At 66.6% G+C, this 23,692-nt stretch carries 21 protein-coding genes; 11 read left to right on the top strand and 10 right to left on the bottom strand.

Going from position 1 to position 23,692, the window contains the following annotated elements; all coding sequences use genetic code 11:
* The first annotated feature begins 161 nt into the window (after window positions 1-161).
* A complete protein-coding gene (locus tag AB3347_RS23765; RefSeq protein WP_369094189.1) occupies window positions 162-2,480 on the top strand; it encodes a family 1 glycosylhydrolase in 2,319 nt (772 codons plus the stop codon).
* A 230-nt stretch (window positions 2,481-2,710) separates the two neighbouring features.
* A complete protein-coding gene (locus AB3347_RS23760) occupies window positions 2,711-4,471 on the top strand; it encodes a cation:proton antiporter (RefSeq protein ID WP_369094188.1) in 1,761 nt (586 codons plus the stop codon).
* A 27-nt stretch (window positions 4,472-4,498) separates the two neighbouring features.
* Here the strand turns inward: AB3347_RS23760 and AB3347_RS23755 are convergent, their stop codons facing one another.
* The 3 genes from AB3347_RS23755 to AB3347_RS23745 all read right to left on the bottom strand — a co-directional run bounded on the left by AB3347_RS23755 (window position 4,499) and on the right by AB3347_RS23745 (window position 8,936).
* Window positions 4,499-5,746 (bottom strand): b-glycosidase, encoded by a 1,248-nt coding sequence (locus tag AB3347_RS23755; protein ID WP_369094187.1) that lies wholly within the window; start codon window positions 5,744-5,746, stop codon window positions 4,499-4,501.
* A gap of 77 nt (window positions 5,747-5,823) precedes the next feature.
* The gene (locus AB3347_RS23750; RefSeq protein WP_369094186.1) at window positions 5,824-7,425 is read right to left on the bottom strand and encodes an NAD(P)-binding protein; all 1,602 of its coding nucleotides are present in this window, start codon (window positions 7,423-7,425) and stop codon (window positions 5,824-5,826) included.
* Entirely contained in the window at window positions 7,425-8,936 is a 1,512-nt protein-coding gene (locus tag AB3347_RS23745) for a polyamine aminopropyltransferase (protein ID WP_369094185.1), read from the bottom strand. Before AB3347_RS23745 ends, AB3347_RS23750 begins: the two co-directional genes overlap by 1 nt.
* 71 nt (window positions 8,937-9,007) lie before the next feature.
* Here AB3347_RS23745 and AB3347_RS23740 point away from each other — a divergent pair, with 71 nt between their 5' ends.
* The 6 genes from AB3347_RS23740 to AB3347_RS23715 are packed head-to-tail and all read left to right on the top strand — an operon-like array spanning window position 9,008 to window position 13,750.
* Entirely contained in the window at window positions 9,008-9,394 is a 387-nt protein-coding gene (locus AB3347_RS23740; protein WP_369094184.1) for a DUF350 domain-containing protein, read from the top strand.
* A 47-nt stretch (window positions 9,395-9,441) separates the two neighbouring features.
* The gene (locus AB3347_RS23735) at window positions 9,442-10,467 is read left to right on the top strand and encodes an SPFH domain-containing protein (protein ID WP_369094183.1); all 1,026 of its coding nucleotides are present in this window, start codon (window positions 9,442-9,444) and stop codon (window positions 10,465-10,467) included.
* Complete coding sequence (locus AB3347_RS23730; protein ID WP_369094182.1) at window positions 10,467-11,930, top strand: DUF4178 domain-containing protein; 1,464 nt, start codon at window positions 10,467-10,469, stop codon at window positions 11,928-11,930. The genes AB3347_RS23735 and AB3347_RS23730 overlap by 1 nt, the downstream gene beginning before the upstream one ends.
* A gap of 10 nt (window positions 11,931-11,940) precedes the next feature.
* Window positions 11,941-12,105: a hypothetical protein gene (locus AB3347_RS23725; protein WP_369094181.1), complete on the top strand. Its 165-nt coding sequence runs from the start codon at window positions 11,941-11,943 to the stop codon at window positions 12,103-12,105.
* Window positions 12,102-12,461 (top strand): adenosylmethionine decarboxylase, encoded by a 360-nt coding sequence (speD, locus tag AB3347_RS23720; RefSeq protein WP_369094180.1) that lies wholly within the window; start codon window positions 12,102-12,104, stop codon window positions 12,459-12,461. Before AB3347_RS23725 ends, speD begins: the two co-directional genes overlap by 4 nt.
* Before the next feature lie 35 nt (window positions 12,462-12,496).
* Complete coding sequence (locus tag AB3347_RS23715) at window positions 12,497-13,750, top strand: CaiB/BaiF CoA transferase family protein (RefSeq protein ID WP_369094179.1); 1,254 nt, start codon at window positions 12,497-12,499, stop codon at window positions 13,748-13,750.
* A gap of 37 nt (window positions 13,751-13,787) precedes the next feature.
* On the opposite strand, the gene AB3347_RS23710 is transcribed toward AB3347_RS23715, so the two are convergent.
* The 7 genes from AB3347_RS23710 to AB3347_RS23680 all read right to left on the bottom strand — a co-directional run bounded on the left by AB3347_RS23710 (window position 13,788) and on the right by AB3347_RS23680 (window position 18,570).
* Window positions 13,788-14,111: a hypothetical protein gene (locus tag AB3347_RS23710; protein WP_369094178.1), complete on the bottom strand. Its 324-nt coding sequence runs from the start codon at window positions 14,109-14,111 to the stop codon at window positions 13,788-13,790.
* A gap of 446 nt (window positions 14,112-14,557) precedes the next feature.
* Window positions 14,558-15,766, bottom strand: coding sequence for an MFS transporter (locus AB3347_RS23705; protein ID WP_369094177.1), 1,209 nt, complete (start codon window positions 15,764-15,766; stop codon window positions 14,558-14,560).
* A gap of 25 nt (window positions 15,767-15,791) precedes the next feature.
* On the bottom strand, window positions 15,792-16,664 hold the full coding sequence (locus AB3347_RS23700; RefSeq protein ID WP_369094176.1) for a hypothetical protein: 873 nt from the start codon (window positions 16,662-16,664) through the stop codon (window positions 15,792-15,794).
* Window positions 16,665-16,681: 17 nt separating this feature from the next.
* Window positions 16,682-17,464, bottom strand: a complete 783-nt coding sequence (locus tag AB3347_RS23695; RefSeq protein WP_369094175.1) for a hypothetical protein — start codon at window positions 17,462-17,464, stop codon at window positions 16,682-16,684.
* Window positions 17,461-17,967, bottom strand: coding sequence for a hypothetical protein (locus AB3347_RS23690; protein WP_369094174.1), 507 nt, complete (start codon window positions 17,965-17,967; stop codon window positions 17,461-17,463). The genes AB3347_RS23695 and AB3347_RS23690 overlap by 4 nt, the downstream gene beginning before the upstream one ends.
* A 29-nt stretch (window positions 17,968-17,996) precedes the next feature.
* Complete coding sequence (locus tag AB3347_RS23685) at window positions 17,997-18,287, bottom strand: DnaJ domain-containing protein (protein ID WP_369094173.1); 291 nt, start codon at window positions 18,285-18,287, stop codon at window positions 17,997-17,999.
* A 136-nt stretch (window positions 18,288-18,423) separates the two neighbouring features.
* Window positions 18,424-18,570 (bottom strand): hypothetical protein, encoded by a 147-nt coding sequence (locus AB3347_RS23680; protein ID WP_369094172.1) that lies wholly within the window; start codon window positions 18,568-18,570, stop codon window positions 18,424-18,426.
* 141 nt (window positions 18,571-18,711) lie between these two features.
* Between AB3347_RS23680 and AB3347_RS23675 the strand changes: the two genes are divergently transcribed.
* The 3 genes from AB3347_RS23675 to AB3347_RS23665 all read left to right on the top strand — a co-directional run bounded on the left by AB3347_RS23675 (window position 18,712) and on the right by AB3347_RS23665 (window position 23,514).
* Entirely contained in the window at window positions 18,712-20,469 is a 1,758-nt protein-coding gene (locus AB3347_RS23675; protein ID WP_369094171.1) for a glutamine--tRNA ligase/YqeY domain fusion protein, read from the top strand.
* 250 nt (window positions 20,470-20,719) lie between these two features.
* On the top strand, window positions 20,720-22,576 hold the full coding sequence (locus AB3347_RS23670) for a CHASE domain-containing protein (RefSeq protein WP_369094170.1): 1,857 nt from the start codon (window positions 20,720-20,722) through the stop codon (window positions 22,574-22,576).
* Between the two features lie 251 nt (window positions 22,577-22,827).
* A complete protein-coding gene (locus AB3347_RS23665; protein ID WP_369094169.1) occupies window positions 22,828-23,514 on the top strand; it encodes a glycine-rich domain-containing protein-like in 687 nt (228 codons plus the stop codon).
* Window positions 23,515-23,692: the final 178 nt, after the last annotated feature.

Raw genomic sequence — 23,692 nt, 5'->3', positions numbered from 1 at the left:
GCTTTCGGAAAATTCATGACCGCATGGTTGCAGGTTGGCGCGCCGATGTCAACCGCAACCTCGCCCATGGCCTGCGGGCCGGCTCCCCTTTCGACATTTTTAACCCCGGGATGCTGTGCTGCAGGGAATTTGTTGCTAGAAAATCAATAATGGTGAAATAGATGAATCCACAAAAGAGCACGAACAGCCAACTCCGCCCACTCGAACTCTGGGGCGGCCTCGAATGCACGGTCAACCGTGTCCGCGACGAATATTTCAGCCAGCTCGAGCGCAACGGCCACCACGGCCGCGCCTGCGACATCAAACGTTTCGCGTCCACCGGCATCCGCGCAATCCGCTATCCCGTGCTATGGGAACGTACCGCCCCCGAGGGCCTGTCCAAGGCCGACTGGGGCTGGGCCGACGAGCGCCTGAACGCGCTGCGCGACGCCGGCGTGACGCCGATCGCCGGCCTGGTGCACCACGGCAGCGGCCCGCGCGACACCAGCCTGGTCGACCCGGCCTTTGCCGAGCGCCTGGCCGAGTACGCCGGCGCCGTGGCCGCGCGCTATCCCTGGATCGAGTACTACACCCCGGTCAACGAGCCCTGCACCACCGCCCGCTTCGCCGGCCTGTACGGGGTCTGGTACCCGCACGGCCGCGACGACCGCACCTTCATCGAAGCCCTCTTGATCCAGTGTCGCGCCGTGGTGCTGGCCATGCGCGCGATCCGCGCGGTCAACCCGAACGCCAAGCTGGTCCAGACCGACGACCTCGGCAAGACCTACGGCACCCCGGAGCTGGCCCACGTGGCCGAGTTCTACAACGAGCGCCGCTGGCTGGCCTGGGACCTGCTGTGCGGCATGGTCGATGAAGGGCACGCGCTGTGGAAGTACCTGACGAAGACCGGCATCGCGGCGGAAGAACTCCTGTGGTTCCGCGACAATCCCTGCCCGCCCGACATCATCGGCGTCAACTACTACGTCACCTCGGAGCGCTGGCTCGACCATCGTCCGGAACGCTTTCCGGAACACCACCGCGGCATGGCCGACGGCATTCCCTGCGCCGACATCGAAGCGTCGCGCGTGCTGGCCACGCCGACCCCGGGCATCGCCCCGCTGCTGAGCGAAATCTGGGACCGCTACGGCATCCCCCTGGCCATCACCGAAGCCCACATCGACGCCAACCGCGAAGACCAGCTGCGCTGGCTGCTCGAAATCTGGGAAGCGGCCCAGCAGTCGCAGCAGAACGGCGTGGACGTGCGCGCCGTCACCGTCTGGTCGCTGCTCGGTTCCTTCGACTGGAACAGCCTGGTCACGCAGAACAAGGGCTACTACGAGCCCGGCCCCTTCGACGTGCGCTCGCCCATGCCGCGCCCGACCGCGCTGGCCAGGATGATGAAAGAACTGTCGAGCGGCGCGCCGCTGTCGCACCCGGTGCTGCGCGGCCAGGGCTGGTGGCGGCGCCAGGGCCGCTTCCTGTGCCACCCGCCGGTGGCCACCCCGGCGGCACTGACCTCGATCTCGGCCGACGGCCACCGCCTGGTGGGCACCAGCGCGGCGCCGATCCTGATCCTGGGCGCCACCGGCACCCTGGGCCGCGCTTTTGCCCGCGTCTGCCGCAAGCGCAACCTGTCCTACCGGCTGCTGTCGCGCAAGGAGATGGACATCGCCGACGCCGCCTCGGTCGAGCGCGCCCTGGCCGAATACCAACCGTGGGCGGTCATCAACACCTGCGGCTACGTGCGCGTGGACGATGCGGAGAACGAGGTGGAGCGCTGCCTGCGCGAGAACACCGCCGGCGCGGCGATCCTGGCCGCGGCCTGCGCGCGCCACGGCATCCACCTGACCACCTTCTCGAGCGACCTGGTATTCGACGGCAAGCAAAGCCGCCCCTACGTGGAATCGGACCCGGTGGCGCCGCTGAACGTCTACGGCCGCAGCAAGGCCGAGGCCGAGGCGGCGGTACTGGACGAGCACCCGAACGCGCTGGTGGTGCGCACCAGCGCCTTCTTCGGCCCCTGGGACCAGTACAACTTCGTCACCCTGGCGCTGAATGCGCTGGAGCGCGGCGAGTCCTTCACCGCCTCGAACGACCTGGTCATCACGCCGACCTACGTGCCGGACCTGGTGCACGCCTGCCTGGACCTGGCGATCGACCGCGAAGCGGGCATCTGGCACCTGGCCAACGGCGGCGCGCTCACCTGGGCCGAACTGGCCCTGAAGGCGGCCGAACGGGCCGGCATCGACGCCAGCCGGCTCGAGGCGCGCACGATCGCCTACCCGGCGGCGCGACCAAGCTATTGCGCCTTGACGAGCGAGCGCGGCATCCTGCTGCCTCGCCTCGACCAGGCGCTTGACCGCTACCTCGAACTGCGCAACGTGCACGATCCGGAGATCGAGGAGCTGCAGCACACCGCCGAAAGCCGCCAGCCGGTGGCCAGCGGACACCGGCAGCAGGAAGAGACGCCGCCGGAGGCGGTGCAGGCGGGGAATTGCTGATACCTTAGCGGTCCACACGCACACCTGGGCGGGACAATGCCAGTGGCATCGTCCCGGCCTGCGCCGGGACGACCTTGACCGGGAGCGGTGACCAGGCATGCTTGAACGGTCTCCGTCGACCCGTCGTTCCCGCGCAGGCGCAAACCCAGGCTCCTACTGCAGCCACTTGCCTCCCAGCCGCGCTCCCACGCTACAATCCCGGGCACCAACAACCTCACCGCCCACCCACCGTGCAAGAGCAACACGCCTTCCCCTTCCTGCGAGAGATCCTCCTCTTCCTGATCCTCTCCGGCATCCTGATCCCGACCCTGCAACGCCTGCGCATCAACCAGGTGGTCGGCTTTCTGGCGGTCGGCGCCCTGGTCGGGCCCTTCGGCCTGGGCCTGCTGGCCGGCGAGCTGCCCTGGCTGGCCTTCCTCACCTTCCCGCGCGACCAGGGCATCGCGGCGCTGGCCGAGATCGGCGTGCTGTTCCTGATGTTCATGATCGGCCTCGAGCTCTCGGCCGCGCGCCTGTGGGCGATGCGGCGCTGGGTATTCGGCGCCGGCACCGCGCAGGTGCTGGCCAGCGCCGCCCTGCTCGGCAGCGCCCTGCTGTTCGCCTATGGGCTCGACACCCGGAGCGCCCTGATCGTCGGGCTGGTGCTGTCGCTGTCGTCTACCGCGGTCGTGATGCAGCTGCTGGCCCAGCAGCAGGCCACCGGCAGCCCGCTCGGCCAGGCCGCCTTCGCCATCCTGATGCTGCAGGATCTTGCCGTGGTGCCGATCCTGCTCCTGATCGGCGCGCTCGGCGGCGGTAACGGCGGCGACGACAATGTTGCGCTGTTGGCCGTGGTCACCCTGGCCAAGGCCGCCGTCGCCATCGGCCTGATCTACCTGGTCGGCGGCCGGGTCGTGCACAAGCTGTTCCGCTCCTTTGCCGAGCACCGCCAGCCGGACGTGTTCATGGCGCTGATCCTGCTCAGCACCTTCGGCATCGCCGGCCTGTCCGCCGCCGCCGGCCTGTCGATGGCGCTGGGTGCGCTGATCGCCGGCCTGCTGCTGGCCGAGACCGAGTTCAAGCACGAAGTCGAGCTGATGATCGAACCTTTCAAGGGCCTGCTCATGGGCCTGTTCTTCATGACCGTCGGGATGAGCATCGACACCCGCCAGATCTTCGAAGCGCCGCTCCTGCTGGCCGCGCTGGTGGCCGGCCTGGTGCTGATCAAGGCGCTGGTGGTGGCGGTGGTGCTGCGCCTCGGCGGCCATCCATGGAGCCGCGCGGTCGAGGGCGGCCTGCTGCTGGGCCAGGGCGGCGAATTCGTGTTCGTCGCGATCGGCTATGCGATGACCTCGAAGGTGCTCGATCCGACGCTGGGGGCGCGCGTCATGCTGGTGGTCGGCCTGTCGCTGTTCCTCACGCCGATGCTGGCGCGCCTGGGCCGCGCCATCGGCGAGCGCCACGCCCAGGCCCGCGACGAGCAGCAAGCTGCGGCCGACGACGGGGCGCTGGCCTCGGCGCGCGGCCGCATCATCATCGCCGGCTTCGGCCGCGTGGGCCAGCAGCTGGCCAAGCTGCTGGGCGAGCAGCACATCCCCTTCGTCGCCTTCGAGTGCAACGCCAAGCTGGTGTCGAAGCTGCACGCCGAAGGCAAGCCAGTCTATTTCGGCAACGCCGCGCGCCCGGAACTGCTGCGCCGCGTGCATGCCGACGAGGCGCCTGCGATCGTGCTGACCATGGATCACCCGGCCTCGGCGCTGCAGGCGGTGCGCGGCATCCACCGCGAATTCCCGCACGCGCGCCTGTTCGTGCGCTCGCGCGACGAGAAGCACGCCCGCGCCCTGCGCCAGGCCGGCGCCAGCGTGGTGGTGCCCGAGACCCTGGAAGCCAGCCTGCAATTGTCGGCCTTCGTGCTGGAGGCGATGGGACTGGACGACCGCACGATCGACCGCATCGTCGACCACGAGCGCGAGCTGTTCACGGCCAAGCTGCTGGCCCCGGAACGGGCCTGAGCGCGCCGCTCCCTCAGTGCCAGTCCCTCAGTGCCAATCCTTATCGGGCCGCATGTTGAGCCGGTGCGCCGCATCGATCACGTCCTGCAGCTCCACCGGGTCGCTGTAGGGATCCTCGTCCAGTGCGGTGACGCGGTTCAGCTCCTTCTGCCAGCGCCGCAGCTCGTCCACATAGGGCTGGTGCGGCACCCGCTTCAAGTCGCCGTTTTCCTCGACCAGGTCGCAGATGCCGTTGTGCACCCATTCGCCGGTATGCCAGTCGGGCATGTCGATGCCGGGGAACAGGCAGACGCCCTGCAGGTCCATGCCGCGGCGCACCGCCGCCAGCGACTCGCCCATCACGTCGCGCAGCCAGTCCGGACGGCCATGCCCAAGGCCGCTGGTCTCGCCGATGATCATCGGCCGGCGGTAGCGCTGCCAGACGGTATCGAGCATGTCGCACAGCGGCGCGATGCGGTCGTCGCCGGGCGGCAGCGGCGCATGCGGTCCGCTCTCGCGGTATTCCATCTGCCCGAAGGAGTAATTGTTGGCGCCGACGATGTCCAGGATCTCGGGCGAACCGCCGAATTCGGGATGCGCGCGTCCCGCGATGATGTCCCAGGCCAGGAAGGTGTCGGACTCGGTCTCGTGGCGCGCCGCCTCGACCTGGTCCGGACGGTCGCGCGGCGCCACCACCCGCACCAGCGGATCGATGTGCACCATGCGCGCGGTCGAATCGACGTCGCGGATCGCCTTGACGCCGGCGATCGCGGCCCGGCACAACGCCACCCGCAGGCGCATCCGGTCTTCCCGGCTGCGGCGGTAGGGCGCGGCCCATCCCCATTCGCCGGCGCAGTAGGAAAAGAAGGTGATCTCGTTGATCGGCGTGAAGAAGTGCGGGCCGCGCACCTTCGGCATCACATACTCGGCCGCGGCGCGGCAATAGGCCGCGAAGCGCGCCACGAAGGCGTCGGAAAACGGATCGAGGTCATCCGGATAGCCGTAGTGGCACAAGTCCCAGATCGGCATGATCTTCGAGGCGTTCATGGCCTCGATGAAAGGATCGATGCACGAGAAATCGAGCCTGCCGCCCAGGTCCACCATGGGCCAGGGAATGCCTTCGCGCGCCACCGCGATGCCGAGGCGGTTCAGGATCCGGTAATCCTCGGCGGCGCGCCGGTCGTGCGCGGTCTCGGCCACCAGGTTACGCCGCACGCATTGCTCGCCCCACAAGAAATTCGAGCATTCGAAACCGGACAGGAAGAAGGTGGGAAAGATTCCTGGACGCTGGGCCATGCAAACTCCTTTCGGATGGACTATGCGGGCCAAGCATGCCACGACTCGTCCGATCGCCGTGCACGCGACACCGGCTTCTAGACCAGCGACCGTTCCCCCGCGCGGCAGCCCCACCAAGCGGCCTCCTCGAACACCGACAGGCCGGACAGGTCGGCATGGGCGAACAGGATCGGGCCGGCAAGATCGCGCAGGGCCGCCAGGCCGGCATTGCCGCGAAAGCCCGGCCGCGGCACCGCCATCGCATGCGCGCGCAGCGTGATGTCCACGCGCTCGACGCAGGGCGCGAAGGCCCAGCCGTAGGCCTGTTTCAGGTCGGACGCGGCCAGGTCCAGCAACGCGTCCGGGCTGGCCGACTGCAGCCAGCGCCTTGCCTCGGCCGGCGTGCGGCTCGACAGCGCCGTATAGGCCGTGAACACGGTTTTCTCGGGCGGACGCGATCGGATGTCCTGGTGGGTCGAGACCACGTAGCCGAGGCCCCTACCCTGGTACACCACGTTGTCCCAGGCCAGCTGAGCTTCGGGCAGCTCGCGCGGGAAATCGCGCATCAGGAAGTTCGACACCATCCAGGGCGCGTAGTCCGGCAAGTGCCGGCGCGGGTCGAAACCATAGCGCTCGATGCCCTCGACCACGCGGCTGGCGACGAACAGCGGCATCGCGCAGATCGCGCGGCGCGCGCGGATCAGGAAAGAACGCGGTTCCCCCTGCTCCAGCGTGAAGCACAGCGCTTCGACCTTGCCGTCCACCTCACGCACGGAAGCTGCCGTTCCGGCGCGGCGGCGCGGCCCGGCCTTGCTTGCCAGCGCTTCGGCCAGCGGCGCCAGGCCGCCCGGCCAGGTCAGCAGCGCGTTCTCGTCCGCGTTCGCGGCCTGGCCCCAGCGGCCGGCGAAATAATGGATGCCGGCCCAGGCCGACACGCGCTCGGTGCCGGCGCCGTAGTCGTCGCGGCAGCAATAGTCGAGGTACCAGCGCAGGGTCGCGGAACGGTAGCCCTGTCCGTCCAGCCACTGCGCAAAGCCGAGCCGGTCGAGCGCGGCGAAGGCCGGGTCGCTCGAAGACAGCGCCAGCGGGAACACGAAGGCGTGCCGGCCATCCTTGCCGCGCACGTGGCGCAGGCGCGCCATCTCGTCGAAGAAGCGCCGGTGCTCGGCCGCGTCGCGCGCATCCGTGGGCACCAGGCCCTCATGCCAGGCGCCGTCGCGCAGCAGGCGTTCTTCCGGCCCGTGCAGGATGAAGCGCTCGTCGTAGTACGGCTTGTCCTGGTCCGCGTCGCGCAGCAGGATGCCGAGGTCCGCCAGCATCTCGCGCACGTGGCTGGACTCCGGCCCGGGCAGCGGCAGGTAGTGCGCGCCAGTCGGGCAGGCCAGCTCGCCATAGCGGCTGCCGGCCGCGTTGCCGAAGGCTTCCGGCCCGTCGAGCAGCAGGTAATCCCGGTGTCCCAGCTTGCCGAGCTTCCAGGCCGCGCTCAGGCCGGCGATGCCGGAACCGAGGATGACGACGTCGGTCTCGATGGTTTCCGACGGCGGCGGCAAGGCCCGGCGATCGCGCAGGAAATGCCCTTCCGCCTGCCCCGGCATGTGGACGCCCGGGGCGATCTCCTGCCAGCGCATGAAACCGGCGGCAGTCGCCAGCCCGGCGGCGCCGGCGCCGGCCGCCGTCGCCAGGAAGGAACGGCGGTCCATCAGCGGATCACCTGGCGCCAGTCTTCCTCGAATGCGCGCACCAGCGATTGGGTATCCAGGCGGTTCGGCACCATCGGGCGGCGCGGCATGTCGGGCGGCCAGTCGAACATGGCGCGCGTGGTCTCGCCGGTCAGATAGCGCATCGGCAGGCGGTAGGCGCCTGGGGGCACGAAGCGGCCCTGGGGCGATGCCATGATGAAGCCCCACTCGCCGAAGGACGGCACGTACAGGTGGTAGGGCCAGGTCCGCAGCCCGACTTCGCGCAGGGTCGCCTCGATGGTCCAGTAGGCGTTCGGCGCGAAGAAGGGAGAAGTCGACTGCACCACGATCAGGCCGTTGGCGGCGACGTGCTTGCGCAGCATGCCGTAGAAGGGAACCGAATACAGTTTGCCGAGCGCGAAGCTGGACGGGTCGGGGAAGTCGACGATGGCCACGTCGTACATGCCGGCGTCCTTCTGCAGCCAGATGCCGGCGTCGGCATTGACGATCTTCACCCGCTTGTCCTTGAGTGCCCCGGCATTCAGCTTCACCAGTTCGGGCCGGGTGGCGAAAGCCTGCGTCATGGCCGGGTCGAGGTCGACCAGGGTCACCTCCCGCACCTGCGGATAGCGCAGGATCTCGCGCAGCGCGAGGCCGTCGCCGCCGCCCATCACCAGCACCCGCCTGGCCCAGGGCAGCGCTTGCATGGCCGGATGCACCAGCGCTTCGTGGTAGCGGTATTCGTCGCGCGAGGAGAACTGCAGGTTGCCGTTGATGTACAGGCGCAGGTCGTCCTTCCAGCGCGTGATCACCAGGCGCTGGTAGGGCGTGGTGGTCGAGTACACGACGTCGTCGCCGAACAGGCCGTGCTCGCCCCACTCCACCATCCGGTCCGACAAACCAAAACCCAGCACCAGCGTGAACAGCACCGCGCAGGCGCGGATCGCCTTGCCGCGCAGGTTCTCGAGCTCGGCGCGGAACACGTACAGGGTCCACATCGCCACGCCCACGTTCAGCATCCCGAACAGGAAGCCGGTGCGCACCAGGCCCAGCTGCGGGGCCAGCACCAGCGGGAACAGCAGCGACACCGCCAGCGCGCCGAGGTAGTCGAAGGTGAGCACGCGGCTGACGATCTCGGCGAACCCGGTGCGGCGCTCGTTCAGCGCACGCATCACCAGCGGCACCTCCATGCCGACCATGGCGCCGATCATGAAGACCGTCAGGTACAGCACCGTGCGGAAGGGCGCGCCCATCCAGGTGAAGGTCATGAACAGCGCCGCCGCCGAGACCCCGCCGATCAGGCCGACGGCCAGCTCGATGTCGATGAAGCGCGACAGCACGTCCTCGTCGCGCACGTACTTCGAGAAGTGCGCGCCCACGCCCATGGCGAACAGGTAGCAGCCGATAATGGTGGAAAACTGCAGGACCGAATCGCCCAGCAGGTAGCTGGACAATGCCCCGGCAATCAGTTCGTAGGCGAGGCCACAGGAAGCGACAACGAATACCGAGAGTATAAGAATTCTTTTGGTCATGAAACGGCTTTTGTTCTAAGATCGCAGCTGCCGCAGTATTGCGACCCTGTCTACTTTCTTTGGAGAAGCTTGTGCCCGCCATCCTAAACTATGTGCTGCATCTTGCGACGGCGATCGCGCTGGTTCTGGCATTTTTTGTGGTGTACACCCGGGTCACGCCCTACGACGAAGTGCTGCTCATCCGCCAGGGCAACTGCGCCGCCGCGGTCTCGCTGGGCGGCACCCTGCTCGGCTTTTCGGTGACGATCGCGTCGGCGCTGATGCATACCGACGACTACTATGAATTCTGCGGCTGGGCCGCGCTGGCCATGCTCATCCAGGTGCTGGTCTTCGTGGTCGCCACCCGCCTGCTGCGCATGTCCAAGGACCAGATCGAACACAACAACCTGGGCTTCGGCACCCTGCTCGGCGCCATCTCGCTGTCGATCGGCCTGGTCAACGCCGGCAGCATCTCCTGAAACCGCTAGTTACCCACATCGCATAAGTCACCTCAAGAGGAACCATCATGTCTCTCGGCTCATTCATCAAGAAGCAGTTTCTCGACGTCCTGCAGTGGAACGAGGAAGGCGAAGGGGTTCTCGCCTGGCGCCATCCGATGGAGGATTTCGAAATCCAGAACGGCGCCACCCTGGTCGTGCGCGAGTCGCAGGTGGCGGTGTTCGTGGACGAAGGCCGGGTGGCCGACGTGTTCGGGCCCGGCACGCATCGCCTCACCACTTCCACCCTGCCGCTGCTGACCAACCTGAAGAACTGGGACAAGCTGTTCGCCTCGCCCTTCAAGTCGGACGTGTACTTCTTCAGCACCCGCGTGCAGACCGGCCGCAAGTGGGGCACGCCGCAGCCGGTGACGATCCGCGACAAGGATTTCGACATGATCCGCGTGCGCGCCTTCGGCATGTACTCCTACCGCATTGCGGACCCGCGCCTGTTCTTCACCGAGATCAGCGGCACCCGCGCCGTCTACACCCGCGAGGAAGTCGAAGACCAGCTGCGCGGCCTGATGCTGGCCACCATGGCCAACTCGCTGGGCGCATCCAGGATCGCCTTCCTCGACATGGCCGCCAACCAGACCCTGATGGCGCAGCAGATCCGCGGCGACCTGGCGACCGCCTTCGGCCGCTACGGCATCGGACTGGACGAGTTCAACGTCGCCAGCGTCAGCCTGCCGGAAGAGCTGCAGGCCGCGCTCGACGAGCGCATCTCGGCCGGCATGAAGGCCAGCCTGGGCGCCGACAAGATGGGCGGCTTCACCCAGTTCCAGGTGGCCAGCAGCATCCCGCTGGCGGCCCAGAACGAAGGCGGCATCGCCGGCATCGGCGCCGGCGCCGGCGCGGGCATCGCCATCGGCCAGGCCATGGCCCAGGGCATGCAGGGAGCCTTCGCCCCGCCGCAGCCGGCCAGCGTGCCAGCGGCCAGCGAGTCGATCGAGGACCGCCTGGCCAAGCTCAAGGGCCTGCTGGACAAGGGCCTGATCTCGCAGGGTGACTACGACAGCACCAAGGCCGAGCTGCTCAAGAAACTGATCGGCTGATGCAGACCGTTGCCTGTCCTTCCTGCGGCGCGCCGGTCGCCTTCCGCTCGCACGCCTCGGTGCTGGCGGTGTGCGAATACTGCCGCGCGACCGTCCTGAAGGAACGCGATGCGGTGCGCGACCTCGGCAAGATGTCCGAGGTGCTGGAAGACTATTCGCGCATCCAGCTCGGCACTTCCGGCATCCACGGCGGGCGCAGCTTCACGGTCGTGGGCCGCATCCAGCTGCGCTACGACGCCGGCATGTGGAACGAGTGGTACGTGCTGTTCGACGACGGCAGCGACGGCTGGCTGGGCGACGCATCCGGCCAGTATGTGATGACCACCCGGCGCGAGCCGGCGCCGGGCTGGCCCGCGTTCGAGGCGATCCAGGTCACGCGCCAGTACGACGTCGGCTTCGGGCCCTACGTGGCCTCGGACAAGCGGGTGGCGAAGTGCATCGGCGGCCAGGGCGAGCTGCCGTTCCGCGTCGGCGCAGGCTGGGAAGCGCGCGTGGCCGACTTTCGGCGCGGCCCGAGTTTCGCCACGCTCGACTATTCCGACGCGAACGTGGAACAGCCGGCGCCCCTGCTGTACGCCGGCACGGCGGTGACGCTGGAAGGCATGAAATGCCAGCTGCTGCGCGACGACGAGCAGATCAAGGCCAGCGCCGGCAAGGTCCGCGGCAAGGTCGACGTGCTGCAGTGCCGATCCTGCGGCACCTCGATCCGTTACCTGCCCGGCCTGGCGGCCAACTGCGTCTGCCCGGCCTGCGCGACGCGCATGGACGCGTCCTCGCCCGAGGTCGAGGTGCTGCTCAAGGGCGAGGAGCACGAGCGTGTCCGGTTCACCCTGTCGCTGGGTGCGGTGGCGAAGATCGGCGCCCAGACCTACCAGGTGCTGGGCGCGCTGCGCCGCGCCGACGACGAAGGCGAGACCTGGGACGAATACCTGCTGTACTCGACCCAGGGGCCGTTCTTCTGGCTGGTCGAGACGAGCGAAGGCTGGTCGCGCTCCGAGGCGCTGGACGACTGGCCGACGCCGCCCCTCCCCGACATGCGCAACGTGCAGGTGGACGGCGTCGCCTACACCCGCAGCTGGGCATACCCGGCGCGCGTGCTGTACGCCGCGGGCGCCTTCAACTGGCGCGTCAAGGCGGGCGACGTGGTGCAGGTCGCCGAATACGAACACGGCCAGAACGGGCTGGCGGCCGAGTACACGCAGGAAGAACTCACCTGGTCGCGTTCCTCGCCGGTGGCGGACGACCAGGTGCGTGCCTGGTTCCAGTTGCCCGCCGCCGGGGCAGCGAAGAACGCCAGGGAACCGATGCGCCAGCGCGACATCGCCTGGAAGGCCCTGCTGTGGATCCTGGGCCTGAACTTCATCCCGCTGCTCTTCAATTTCACCGCGACCTTCTTCCTGATCGCCCTCGGCCTGGTGGCGCTGTTCCTGCCGATGATGCTCGCGCCCGACAAGCAATCCTGACCCCGACCGCATGAACCGCAACTTCCTTCTTTACGCCATCGTCGTCACCCTGGTCACCACCATCGTCTGCTGGGTCAGCATGGCCTCGAGCGCCCGCACCGGCGGCGGCAACAGCTGGCGCAGCCACAGCTACGGCAGCGGCGCCGGCGGCTACTCGGGCGGCGGGCACAAGTGACCACGCCGCACCGTCCTGCCGGCATCCACCTGCTGGCCGACCTGGCCGGCATCGATGCGCATCTGTTGACGGATGCGCAGGCGATCGACGCCCTGCTGCGCGACGCCGCGCTGGCCGCCGGGGCGCGCATCCTGCACAGCCACTTCCATGCCTTTGGACCTGGCATGGGCGTGACCGGCGTGCTGCTGCTGGCCGAATCGCACATCTCGATCCACACCTGGCCCGAGCACGGCTTTGCCGCGGCCGACATCTTCATGTGCGGCGAAGCCCAGCCGGCGCGCGCGCTCGAGGTCATCGACGCGACCTTCAGGCCGAATACGCGCTCGGTACGAACCATCGCGCGTGGGCAGCTATAATCCGGAGCTTGTCCAGACAACCCTGCAGGAACAGAATGACGCAAGCTGCTTCCCCTTCCAGCGCGCTGCCGAAGGCGCTCGGCCACATCCGCGTGCTCGACCTGTCGCGCGTGCTCGCCGGCCCGTGGTGCTCGCAGAACCTGGCCGACCTCGGCGCCGACGTGATCAAGATCGAACGTCCCGGCAACGGCGACGACACCCGCGCCTGGGGCCCGCCCTACGCGAAGGACGCCGAAGGCCGCGATACCAGCGAGGCCGCCTACTACCTGGCGGCCAACCGCGGCAAGCGCTCGGTGACGGTGGACATTGCCAGCAGCGAAGGCCAGGCCCTGCTGCACGAACTGGTGAAGCATTGCGACGTGGTGCTGGAGAACTTCAAGGTCGGCCACCTCAAGCGCTACGGGCTGGATTACGACACCCTCAAGGCAATCAAGCCCGACCTGGTGTACTGCTCGATCACCGGCTTCGGCCAGGACGGCCCCTACGCCCACCGGGCCGGCTACGACTTCCTGATCCAGGGCATGGGCGGCCTGATGTCGGTCACCGGCGAGCGCGACGACCTGCCGGGCGGCGGCCCGCAAAAGGCCGGCGTGGCGCTGACCGACCTGATGACCGGCATGTACGCCACGGTTGCCGTGCTGGCCGCGCTGACCCACCGCGACCGCAGCGGGCAGGGACAGCACATCGACATGGCCCTGCTCGACACGCAGGTGGCGATGCTGGCCAACATGGGCAGCAACTACCTCAACAGCGGCAAGCCGCCCAAGCGCTGGGGCAATGCGCACGCCAACATCGTGCCCTACCAGACCTTCGCCTGCCTCGACGGCCACATCATCGTCGCCACCGGCAACGACGGCCAGTACCAGAAGTTCGTGGAAGCCGGCGGCCGGCCCGAACTGGGCAGCGACCCGCGCTTCGCCACCAACCCGCTGCGCGTGCAGAACCGCGACGTGCTGGTGCCGATCCTGGCGCAGATGGTGAAGGAAAAGCGGCGCGACGAATGGATCGCCCTGCTCGAAGCGAAGGGCGTGCCCTGCGGGCCGATCAACGACATCAAGGAGGTGTTCGCCAACGAGCAGGTGCAGGCGCGCCAGGTCGCGATCGAACTGCCGCACCCGACGGCCGGCAAGGTGAAACTGGTACGCAACCCGATCCGGATGTCGGCCACGCCGGCAACCAGCGACCAGGCCCCGCCCCTGCTGGGCCAGCACACCGATGAAGTGCTCCACGATGTGCTGGGCCTGGATGCAGGGGCGATTGCCGCATTGCGCGGTAAAGGTGTCGTGTAGGGTGGGCGGAAAAGCCGCCCACCCTACGAACTGCATTTCAATGCAGTTGATGCTTCAAATCCGACAACACATCATGCACCCGCGTCACCACCGACGCCACCTGCGGCGACGGCTGCTGGCTGCGGCACATGCGCTTGGCTTCGTCGCCCATCTCTTCCAGCCGGTCGATGCACTCGACGATCCGCGACTGGTCGTTCGACTGCATCACGCGCTGGGCCTGCGGCATTTCGTGGGCGATCTTCTGGATGCAGTCGCGGATCTCGCTCGGTGCACCCTGGTCGTTCCGGGTAACCTCTTCAGCCTGGTTGACGGTCTGCTGGATCTGGCTGAAACGTTGTTGAATTTCGGCAGCTTGCAACATGATTGACCTCCTGAAAGTAATGCGGTGAACCGCTCGGAGCAATCACTTTAGTCCTCCCGGCAGGGATAGCAAGCACGCATTTCTGGCGTGCGCGCGTCCAGCCTGGGGCAGCGCTCAGCGCATCACGCAGACCTCGGCAAAGTGGGCGACCGATCCCGGGCCGACCCACAGGCCGATCGCTCCGCTGCCAGGCGCCCGCCGGCGGTCTTGAGACCAGTGCCGGACAGGTCCATGCATTCGGCGGCCACGGCGGGCTGGGCGGCATGGAGCATCAGGCTGGCAAGGAGGGCTGAGAATGTCTGCATGTTCCGGGTCTTGTCATCAGGGCGCAGGCATTATTTCATCGGTAAGCCATCTGATACCAACCCCATACCAGGGTATGCATGCATTGCAGCATAAAAATGTGTTGCCACGAAGAACATCAGTGCTCGTGCCGGCAGCCGATTTCACGGGACTGCAGCGGCCGGCGCCAGCCGGCGCAGCCGCAGCGCAATCAGCATCGCCACGCCCAGCAGCGCGCCGAGCACGGCCACCACGCCCGGCCAGCCCCACCCTTCCCATACGTAGCCGGTCAGCCAGCCCACCACGCTCGAGCCCAGGTAGTAGCAGAACAGGTAGATGCCCGAAGCCAGCGCCTGCGGCGGCCGGGCGCGCCGCCCGACCCAGCTGCTGGCTACCGAGTGCGAGGCGAAGAAGCCGAAGGTGGCCAGGCCGGTGCCAAGCACGATGACGATGACCGAGTCGTGCAGGGTCACCAGCAGCCCCGCGATCATCACCCCCATGAACAGCCACAGCACGTTGCGCCGCCCCAGCCGGTCGGCCAGCTTGCCCGCCCACATCGAACTGAACATGCCGAGCAAATACAGCAGCGACACCGCGCCGACCGCGCTCTGGCTCAGGCCAAAGGGCGGCGCCAGCAGGCGGTAGCTGATGTAGTTGTACAGGCTGACGAAACAGCCCATCAGGAGGAAGGGCAGCACGAACAGCCAGGGCAGGCCTTCGTCCGCCAGGTGGATGCGCAAGCCATCGACGATGCCAGGTCCCTTCGCCCGCTTCGATTCGCCATGGCGTGAGGGCGGCAGGCTGCGCGAGAACTCCCAGGCCGCGTACAGCCCGGCCACACCGAGCAGCCCGACCGCGATGCGCCATGAGACGAAGTCGCTGATCACCGAAGAGAGCACCCGCCCGCTCATGCCGCCAAACGCGCTGCCGCTGATGTACATGCCCATGGACAGGCCGAGCGAGCTTCCTTCGATCTCGTCGCTGAGGTAGGCCATCGCCACCGCCGGCAGGCCGCCCAGCACCAGGCCGAGCAGCATGCGCACGCCAACCAGTTGGGCGTAATCGAGCGCGAAGGCCGACAGCAGCGTGAGCAGCGCACCGCCGACCATCGAGGCCACCATCAGCTGCTTGCGCCCGATGCGCTCGGCCACGCTGCCGGACAGCAGCAGCGCCAGCGCCAGCGTGGCGGTGGAGACCGACAGCGCCAGGCTGCTTTGTGCGGGAGTGAGGGAAAAGTCCTGCGCCAGCAGCGGCATCAGCGGCTGGACGCAGTAGAGCAGCGCGAAGACGGAGAAGCCGCCGAAGGCCATGGCGCGGTTGATGCGGCGGAATTCAGGGCTTCCCGCCGCGATCGGTCCGCGCACAAGGTTCATGAAAGAAGCGCCACGGCCGGCCCGGTTATGGCAGGTCCGGATCGAGTTCGGAACCGGCGTAGCTTTCCAGCTCGGTGAAGAGCTGCTTCATGCTGGCCTTGCTGCCGAGGTGCTGCAGCACCGTGCAGTGCTCGCGGTAGGTGGCGATGCGCTCGGCGATGATGGGCTGGTGCGCCGCCGGGATCTGCGCCATCAGCGCGGCCCAGCCGGCTTCGAAGTCCGGATTGTTCTTGCGCACCGACTTCACGAAGCGCTCGAATTCCTTCTGCCCGGTGCGCGCCGTGATGCGCCCGCCGCCCTCGACCGCGAAGATGATCGCCAGCGCGATCACGCCTTCGGCGTTCAGGTCCGGATCGTTGATCGGGCCCGCGTAGTGGTGGCGGCGCAGCCACTGGGCGGCGCGCACGATCGCCTGCACGCCCTGGCGCTGCTTGAGCTGGCCGAGGTAGCGCTCGTGGCCGGACCAGGTCTCGCCCGGGTCGGCCGTGCACAGGTCGATGAACAGCTCCTTCAGGCGCCGCTGGGCATACACCGGATCGACGTCGTACTCGCCCACCAGGCTGTCCTCGGGCAGCGCGGCCAGTTCCTTCACCAGGCGGAAGCCCTGCTGGAAGATCAGCTCGGGGCCGTCTTCGATCAGATAGTCGAGCGCCTCGAGGTCGTCATCGGCCTCGAGCAGGTGCTCGAGGCCGAGCGAGACCCCGCCCACGGTCAGCAGCAGCGCGCGCTGGATGCCCTCGGCGGTGCGGTCGTTGGTGAACTTCTCGGCCACCATCGCGGTGATGCCGGACAGCTCGTCCGCCAGCACCGCGGCTTCCTCGGGCGTGGCGTCGGTGGCCAGCAGCTTGATCGCGCGCACCAGGCGCGGCGGTTTCTCGATGACGATTGCGGGCAGCATCGTACCTGGCGCCCCGCTCACGAGAAGATGTCCGTGCCGATGCTGCGGCGGGTGCCGCGGCGCGGCATGCTGCGCACGGTCGGCACCTGCTTGCGCAGGCGGTACAGCAGTTCGCGCGTGCTGCGCTGCATGAAGGGCGACTCTTCGTCCGGATCGTCCGGCAGCTCGACGTCGGCCATCTCGGCGCTGTGGCGGAACTCGGGGAACAGCTCGAGCAGCGAACGCTCCCAGCCGTCCTCGCTGGCCTTGGCCAGGTCGACCGCCAGCGGCGCGATGTCGCTGTCGCCGCTGGTCTGGGCGGTGACGTAGCGGCCCTTGGAGAGGATCTCTCCGGCCAGTTCGAGGATCTCCTTCGGCGCCAGCGACCACAGGATGGCGAATACGGTGGCGCCGTGGTCGGTGGCCGAGGCCTCCTGCAGCAGTTCGTGGCGGCGGTCTTCGTCGTCATTGGCGTAGACGATGCCGTGCACGTGGTTGAACAGGTTCTCGGCGATGCGTTCCGGATCGTCCTCGATCAGGTTATCCGGCCAGGTGGCGGCAATGTAGGCCAGGCTCTCTGCCCAGGCCCTGGGCGGCACCAGCATGGTCGCCAGCGAGGTCTTGGCGCCGTCGAAGCCGGACAGGTGCAGCGCGGTGACCTGCGGCGGCAGGGTCGACAGCACTTCGACCACCGCGTAGTCGCCGTGCTCGTCGGCGGCCTGCGAGAACGCCTCTTCGGCGTGCTCGAGCGAGCCGGCCAGCACCAGTTCGCTGACCTGCTTCGTCAATGCCGGCAGGTTGGCTTTGTTCTCGTCGCTCATTCGCGCTCTCCATCCGCATCGAACAGCTGGGTGAAGTCGTCGGTGGCGGCGCTGTCTTCCATGTCGTCGTCGCCTTCGTCGCCTTCGCCGAGACGGGCAAAGTCGCGGTCCTCGTCTTCCCAGCGTCCCTGGTTCTTGTACAGGAAGGCCGTGATGATGGCCTGGCGCGCCAGCTCAGGGTAATTGGCGGTCATCGCATCGAGCATGGCGCGTCCCTGTTCGCCCTCGCACTCGGCCATCGCGAACACCCGCGCCGGATCGTCGCTTTCGTAGTCGGCGGCCTCGCGCAGCAGGCCTTTCGGGTCCTTGAACCTGATGCAATCAACGAGCGCGAAGGCCATCAGGTTGACGTCGTCCAGGCCCGACCCGCTCGCGTATTCCGAGACCAGGGCGCCGACCATCATGTCGTAGTTCTTCTTGTTGGGCGGATCGCCCAGCGTGCCCTCGATTTGTCCGTCCAGTTCGCGCGACTGGAACGAGAATTCGGGATGTACGTTTTTCATTATGTGTCCTGTTGATTCGTTGCTGTAGCTCAGTGCTGCAGATTCACGCCGTTCAGCGCGAACAGCGAGCGCCACAGCTCGAAGGCTTCGGCCTCGGCGTCGAGCACGATGCGGTGGTTGACGCTCTGGTTGTATTCGGCGCGCCTGACCGGGTCCGACAGGACCTCGTAGGCCTTGGTGACGGCCTTGAAGCGTGCTTCGGCCCCCGGCGCCTGGTTGCGGTCCGGGTGGTAGCGCATCGCCAGCGAGCGGTAGACCTTTTTGATCTCGTCGTCGCTGGCATTCGGGGCGACGCCGAGGATCGCGTATAAATTTTCCAACTGGAATTCTCCCGAGAATTGGCGACAATCTAAAGCCGCAAAAGCAAATGCCGCAAGCAAACGCAAAGCGGCAAAAGTGAGATTATCCTATAGAAAACGAGAATGTGACCAGAACGGGCTGCACAAGCCCTGCCGCTCAGCGGCGGACCGGCTGCAGCGGCGGCGGTACGGGACGCGCCGCCTGCGGATGGGCCGGCGGCTGTGGCTGCGGCGGCAGCGGCATGCCGGCCAGGGCCAGCAGCCAGGCGCGGACCAGTTCCGGATGGGTGGCGAGGGTTTTCATGGCAGAGCCTTGCGATCGGACCGAGTTACCCCAAGTATGAAGTCAGCCAAGACGACGTACCGTGCGCTTCACCACATACTGGGCCGAGTACCCCCTTCGTTACGGTAAAATGTCCGTAACTTACCTATCCAAAACTTTTTCATGAGCAACGAAAAAAAACCCCCGGCGGCTGCGGGCAATGCCCCATCGTCGAACTTCCTGCGTGCCATCATCGAAAACGACCTGGCGGCAGGCACCCATGCGCGCGAAGGCATGCCGCCCGTGATCACCCGTTTCCCGCCGGAGCCGAACGGCTACCTGCACGTGGGCCACGCCAAGTCGATCTGCCTGAACTTCGGCCTGGCGCGCGACTACGCCGGCCGCTGCCACCTACGCTTCGACGATACCAATCCGGAGAAGGAAGACCAGGAATACGTCGACACCATCATGGATTCCGTGAAGTGGCTCGGCTTTACCTGGGAACAGGGCGACGGCGAATACCTGCATTACGCCAGCGACTATTTCGACAAGCTGTACGAGATGGCGGAATACCTGATCCGCGAAGGCAAGGCCTACGTGGACAGCCAGAGCCCCGAAGAGATGGCGAAGAACCGCGGCAACTTCAGCACGCCGGGCACCAATTCGCCCTTCCGTAACCGTCCGGTGGAAGAATCGCTGCAACTCTTCCGCGACATGAAGGCCGGCAAGTACAAGGACGGCGAGCACATCTTGCGCGCGAAGATGAGCGAAGACGCGATGTCTTCGCCGAACATGACCAACCGCGATCCGGCGCTGTACCGCATCCGCCATGCGCATCACCACCGTACCGGCGACGCCTGGTGCATCTACCCGATGTACGACTACACGCACCCGATCTCGGATGCGCTGGAGTCGATTACCCATTCGATCTGCACGCTCGAGTTCCAGGACCACCGCCCGATGTACGACTGGCTGGTGGAGACGCTGGCCGACGGCGGCTTCTTCCCGCGTCCGGTGCCGCGCCAGTACGAGATGGCGCGCCTGAACCTGACCTACGTGGTCACCTCGAAGCGCAAATTGCGCGAGCTGGTGGATACGGGTGTAGTCACCGGCTGGGACGACCCGCGCATGCCGACCATCGTCGGCCTGCGCCGCCGCGGCTACACGCCGGAATCGATCCAGCTGTTCTGCGAGCGCATCGGCGTCTCCAAGGCCGACGGCTGGATCGACATGAGCACCCTGGAAGGCGCGCTGCGCGACGACCTCGATCCGAAGGCGCCGCGCGCCATCGCCGTGCTGCGTCCGCTGAAGCTCATCGTCGACAACTTCCCCGAAGGCGAGTCGGTCGAGTGCAGCTCGCCGGTCCATCCGCACCACCCGGACATGGGCGTGCGCACGTTCCCGTTCACGCGCGAGCTGTGGATCGAGCAGGAAGACTTCATGGAAACCCCGGCCAAGGGCTACCACCGCTTCACCCCGCCGGTCGGTGACCAGCCGGGCGCGCGCGTGCGCCTGAAGTACGGCTTCGTGGTCGAGTGCACCGGCTACGACAAGGACGAGAACGGCAAGGTGACGGCAGTGCACGTGAAGTATTTCGAGGATTCGAAATCGGGCACGCCGGGCGCCGACAACTACAAGGTCAAGGGCAACATCACCTGGGTCAGCGCGGCCACCGCGCTCGAGGCCGAAGTGCGCCTGTACGACCGCCTGTTCACGGAACCGCAGCCAGACGCCGGCGGCAAGGACTTCAAGGCCGCGCTCAACCCGAACGCGCTCGAGACCGTGACGGCCTACCTCGAGCCGGGCATGAAGAATGCGGTGGCCGACCAGCGCTTCCAGTTCGAGCGCCACGGCTACTTTGTGGCGGACCGTGTGGATTCGCAACCGGGCAAACCGGTGTTCAACCGCGTGACCACGCTCAAGGACAGCTGGGGGAAGTAATTCTTCCCGCGCCGGGCTGCCGAGCATGTGCTTGGTAGCCTGCATGCAAAACAAAGGGGAACCATGCCACCCGGCATCGTTCCCCTTCGGTTTTCATTTCCGGGACAAAATCTTTACATCTTGTCTATTTCGTTGCAGATCTGCTATACCTACCAAACCTGATAGGTTCTTCGTTCCGTAAAGAGGCTTAGCTTGTGAATGTGTGTCGCATTATCGCGACGAATTCACTTAGCAAACGAGATTACGGACCATGCCCCCCCGCCGTCCCTCCACCCATCTTGTCGCCATGCCGACGACGATGCTGACCGGGGCACTGCTGTCCATCACGGTCGGCACCGCCCTCTACATGGCCACCGCCACGGCGATCGAAAGCGATGCCACGATGCGCTTCCGCGGCATGGCGCGCACCGCCCAGCTCGCGATCGAAGCCCGCATCAAGAGTTATACCGACGTCCTGCGCGGCATGGCCGGGCTGTTCCACGCCAAGCCGACGGCCAGCGCCGACGAATTCCGCGAATACGTCGAGCAACTCGACACGCCCCGCAATTTCCCAGGCATCGAGGTCATGAATTTTGCGCGCACCGTCGGCCCGGCCGAGCTGCCTGCCGTGGACGCCGACGTGCGCCGCCGCCTGCGCGCGTATGGCATGCCCGAGCCGACGAGGGAACTGCGTGCCGTGCCCGGCCGTGACAGCTACACGATCCTCGTCTACATGGAGCCCGCCACCCCGCAAACGCTCGACAAGCTCGGCCTCGACCTGGAAGCGCGCAGTTATGCTCGTCGTACGGCGTCAGAGTCGCGTGATAACAACACGATCGCCGCTTCTGGCATCCGCGTCAGGGTCATGCCCGGCCCGATCCAGAACGTGCTCGCCATGCGCCTGCCGGTATACCGCAGCGACATGCCGGCCGATACCGTCGCCCAGCGCCGCGCAGCCTACATCGGCTCTGTCGGCATCGGCTTCGGCGTCAACAGGATGGTCACCGGCGTACTCGAGGGATTCCCGATCGATGGCGCGCGCCTGGTACTTTCCGACCTCGACAACGTGCCGGCGGAGCCGGGCGAGAGCCAGCCCAGCGCGATCATCTACGATAGCCGGGCGACCGAAACAACCCGTCCGCCAATGGCCAAAGAAGCCGGCCTCCTCAGGACCAGCCTGCCGATCGAATTCAACCAGCGCCACTGGCGCGCCGACTTCAGCATCGACAAGTCCGCGCTGTACACGCGCTTCGATTTCTACTACCCCTGGCTGGCCGCCCTCGCCGGCACCCTCAGCACCGCCCTGCTCTACGCGCTGTTCCAGACCCTGGCCTCCTCGCGCCGCAGCGCCTTGCGCATGGCCGAGGACATGACGCGCGAACTGCGCGCCAGCCAGGGCAAGCTACAGGCCACCAACGAGAAACTGCGCCAGCTCGCGGCGCATGCGGAACAGATCAAGGAAGCCGAACGCAAGCGCATCGCGCGCGAGATCCACGACGAGCTGGCGCAAAACCTGCTGGCGCTGAAGATCGAGGCCGAGTTCCTGGCCAACCGCACGCGCGACCGCCATGGACGACTGCACGAACGCGCCGCCGCCACCGTGCGCCAGATCGACCTGACCATCCGCAGCGTGCGCCAGATCATCAACGACCTGCGCCCGAACGTGCTCGACCTCGGCCTGAACGCGGCGGTGGACTGGCAGGTGAGCGACTTCGCGCGCCGCACCGGCATCGAATGCGAGCTGGTCGAGGACGAAAGCGAGCACCACCTGGACGACCACTGCGCCACCGCTTTCTTCCGCATCCTGCAGGAGTCGCTCAACAACGTGGCGCGGCACGCGCGCGCCACCAAGGTACGCATCGACCTGCACCAGCACGCCGAGATGCTGACCATGACGATCCGCGACAACGGCGTCGGCATGCAGCCGGGCAGCCGCACCCGCAACGGCTCCTTCGGGCTGGTCGGCATCGAGGAACGCGTCAACATCCTCGGCGGCAGCTTTTCGATCAGCAGCGGCCCCGATACCGGCACCACCATCGTGGTCACCATTCCATTGAATCGACATATGGCGGGAGCGTCCATCGGCACCGGCTTCGCCAGCGATTTCATGGTGTCGGCATTGGCCTGAGGCAGGCGCCGCACACCATCTCCCATCAGTGTTGTCGTGTAGCTACACAGCAGTTTATTGCTTGATTGAACGCAACGTTCAGCCTGACCGACCGCAGGACAATTGTTATCACTGCCACCGGTCAAGACGCTGTCCTTGGCTACCGATTAACCCGGACCGTTCGCTCAGGAGGATCTTCTGGAGTACCGCTTCAAACTAGGGATAAAAATAGAAATGCCTACTTAAACAGTTCAAAACAAAAGGTGATAACGATGTCGACCAACGAATTCGCAGCGTTCGAAACGCTTGATCTTGCCCCGATCAAAATGAAACTGATGCACGTGGCGTCCGGCGAAGGCTGGTCCACAGTGCGGGCCAATGCAGTGGAAACGGAATACCGCCGCTTCCTGTTCCTGATGAAGAAATACCCCGACGCGGAGGCTTCGCCGACCGTCGACGTCGACACCTTCTGGCACTATCACATCCTCGACACGCAGAAATACGCCCGCGACTGCGAAGCGCTGTTCGGCTACTTCCTGCACCACTACCCCTACGTCGGCATCGGCGCTGGTGCGAACGAAGCCGACCACGCCGCCGGCGGCGAACGCATGCGCGCAATCTACGAGGCAGAGTTCGGTGCCCAGGCGACCGCGCACGCCGTGTCCGCATTCTGCACGTCGCCGGGAGCGCCGCGCAAAGCTGCCGTCACTGCATTTTGCACCTCGCCCGGAAAGCCACTCGAAGCCGCCAGCGCTGCATATGCGTTCTGTACTTCGCCGGGGCAGCCGCGGCAAACAGCCAACGAAGCATACGTATTTTGCACTGCGCCGGGACGACCGCGCGCCGCTGCCAACGCCGCGTACGCATTCTGCACCTCACCGGGGAAGCCCTTGCCGGAACAGTCTAGTGCTATCGAAATTTGCGCTGCGCAAGCCAAGGAGCTGTCGCACGCAGCCTGATGTGCATCCATCGACGGCCGGCATGCCGACAGCCAATCCGGCCGTTTTTTTAGGCAATGGGATGGACGCCCCCTCCCGAAACGGCATCGATGTGCCAAAGTGGAAGTGTCAACTCACCACGACATCGAGGGGGGCGTCATCATGAAGATTACGACAATCGGCATCGATCTGGCAAAGG

The organism is Massilia sp. X63 (genome assembly GCF_041023745.1).
In the GTDB taxonomy this organism is placed as follows: Bacteria; Pseudomonadota; Gammaproteobacteria; order Burkholderiales; family Burkholderiaceae_D; genus Telluria.
Note: the sequence above shows the minus strand (reverse complement) of the source record. Positions and strands in the feature narration are given on the sequence as shown.

Bases quoted from the DNA above. Each gene is read 5' to 3' on its own strand.
- AB3347_RS23715 (WP_369094179.1), top strand. From the start codon at position 12,497: ATGACGCAAGCTGCTTCCCCTTCCAGCGCGCTGCCGAAGGCGCTCGGC.
- AB3347_RS23710 (WP_369094178.1), bottom strand. From the start codon at position 14,111: ATGTTGCAAGCTGCCGAAATTCAACAACGTTTCAGCCAGATCCAGCAG.
- AB3347_RS23755 (WP_369094187.1), bottom strand. From the start codon at position 5,746: ATGGCCCAGCGTCCAGGAATCTTTCCCACCTTCTTCCTGTCCGGTTTC.
- AB3347_RS23750 (WP_369094186.1), bottom strand. From the start codon at position 7,425: ATGGACCGCCGTTCCTTCCTGGCGACGGCGGCCGGCGCCGGCGCCGCC.
- AB3347_RS23700 (WP_369094176.1), bottom strand. From the start codon at position 16,664: ATGCTGCCCGCAATCGTCATCGAGAAACCGCCGCGCCTGGTGCGCGCG.
- AB3347_RS23690 (WP_369094174.1), bottom strand. From the start codon at position 17,967: ATGAAAAACGTACATCCCGAATTCTCGTTCCAGTCGCGCGAACTGGAC.
- AB3347_RS23765 (WP_369094189.1), top strand. From the start codon at position 162: ATGAATCCACAAAAGAGCACGAACAGCCAACTCCGCCCACTCGAACTC.
- AB3347_RS23665 (WP_369094169.1), top strand. From the start codon at position 22,828: ATGTCGACCAACGAATTCGCAGCGTTCGAAACGCTTGATCTTGCCCCG.
- AB3347_RS23675 (WP_369094171.1), top strand. From the start codon at position 18,712: ATGAGCAACGAAAAAAAACCCCCGGCGGCTGCGGGCAATGCCCCATCG.
- AB3347_RS23695 (WP_369094175.1), bottom strand. From the start codon at position 17,464: ATGAGCGACGAGAACAAAGCCAACCTGCCGGCATTGACGAAGCAGGTC.
- AB3347_RS23745 (WP_369094185.1), bottom strand. From the start codon at position 8,936: ATGACCAAAAGAATTCTTATACTCTCGGTATTCGTTGTCGCTTCCTGT.
- AB3347_RS23670 (WP_369094170.1), top strand. From the start codon at position 20,720: ATGCCCCCCCGCCGTCCCTCCACCCATCTTGTCGCCATGCCGACGACG.
- AB3347_RS23680 (WP_369094172.1), bottom strand. From the start codon at position 18,570: ATGAAAACCCTCGCCACCCATCCGGAACTGGTCCGCGCCTGGCTGCTG.
- AB3347_RS23730 (WP_369094182.1), top strand. From the start codon at position 10,467: ATGCAGACCGTTGCCTGTCCTTCCTGCGGCGCGCCGGTCGCCTTCCGC.
- AB3347_RS23735 (WP_369094183.1), top strand. From the start codon at position 9,442: ATGTCTCTCGGCTCATTCATCAAGAAGCAGTTTCTCGACGTCCTGCAG.
- AB3347_RS23725 (WP_369094181.1), top strand. From the start codon at position 11,941: ATGAACCGCAACTTCCTTCTTTACGCCATCGTCGTCACCCTGGTCACC.
- AB3347_RS23705 (WP_369094177.1), bottom strand. From the start codon at position 15,766: ATGAACCTTGTGCGCGGACCGATCGCGGCGGGAAGCCCTGAATTCCGC.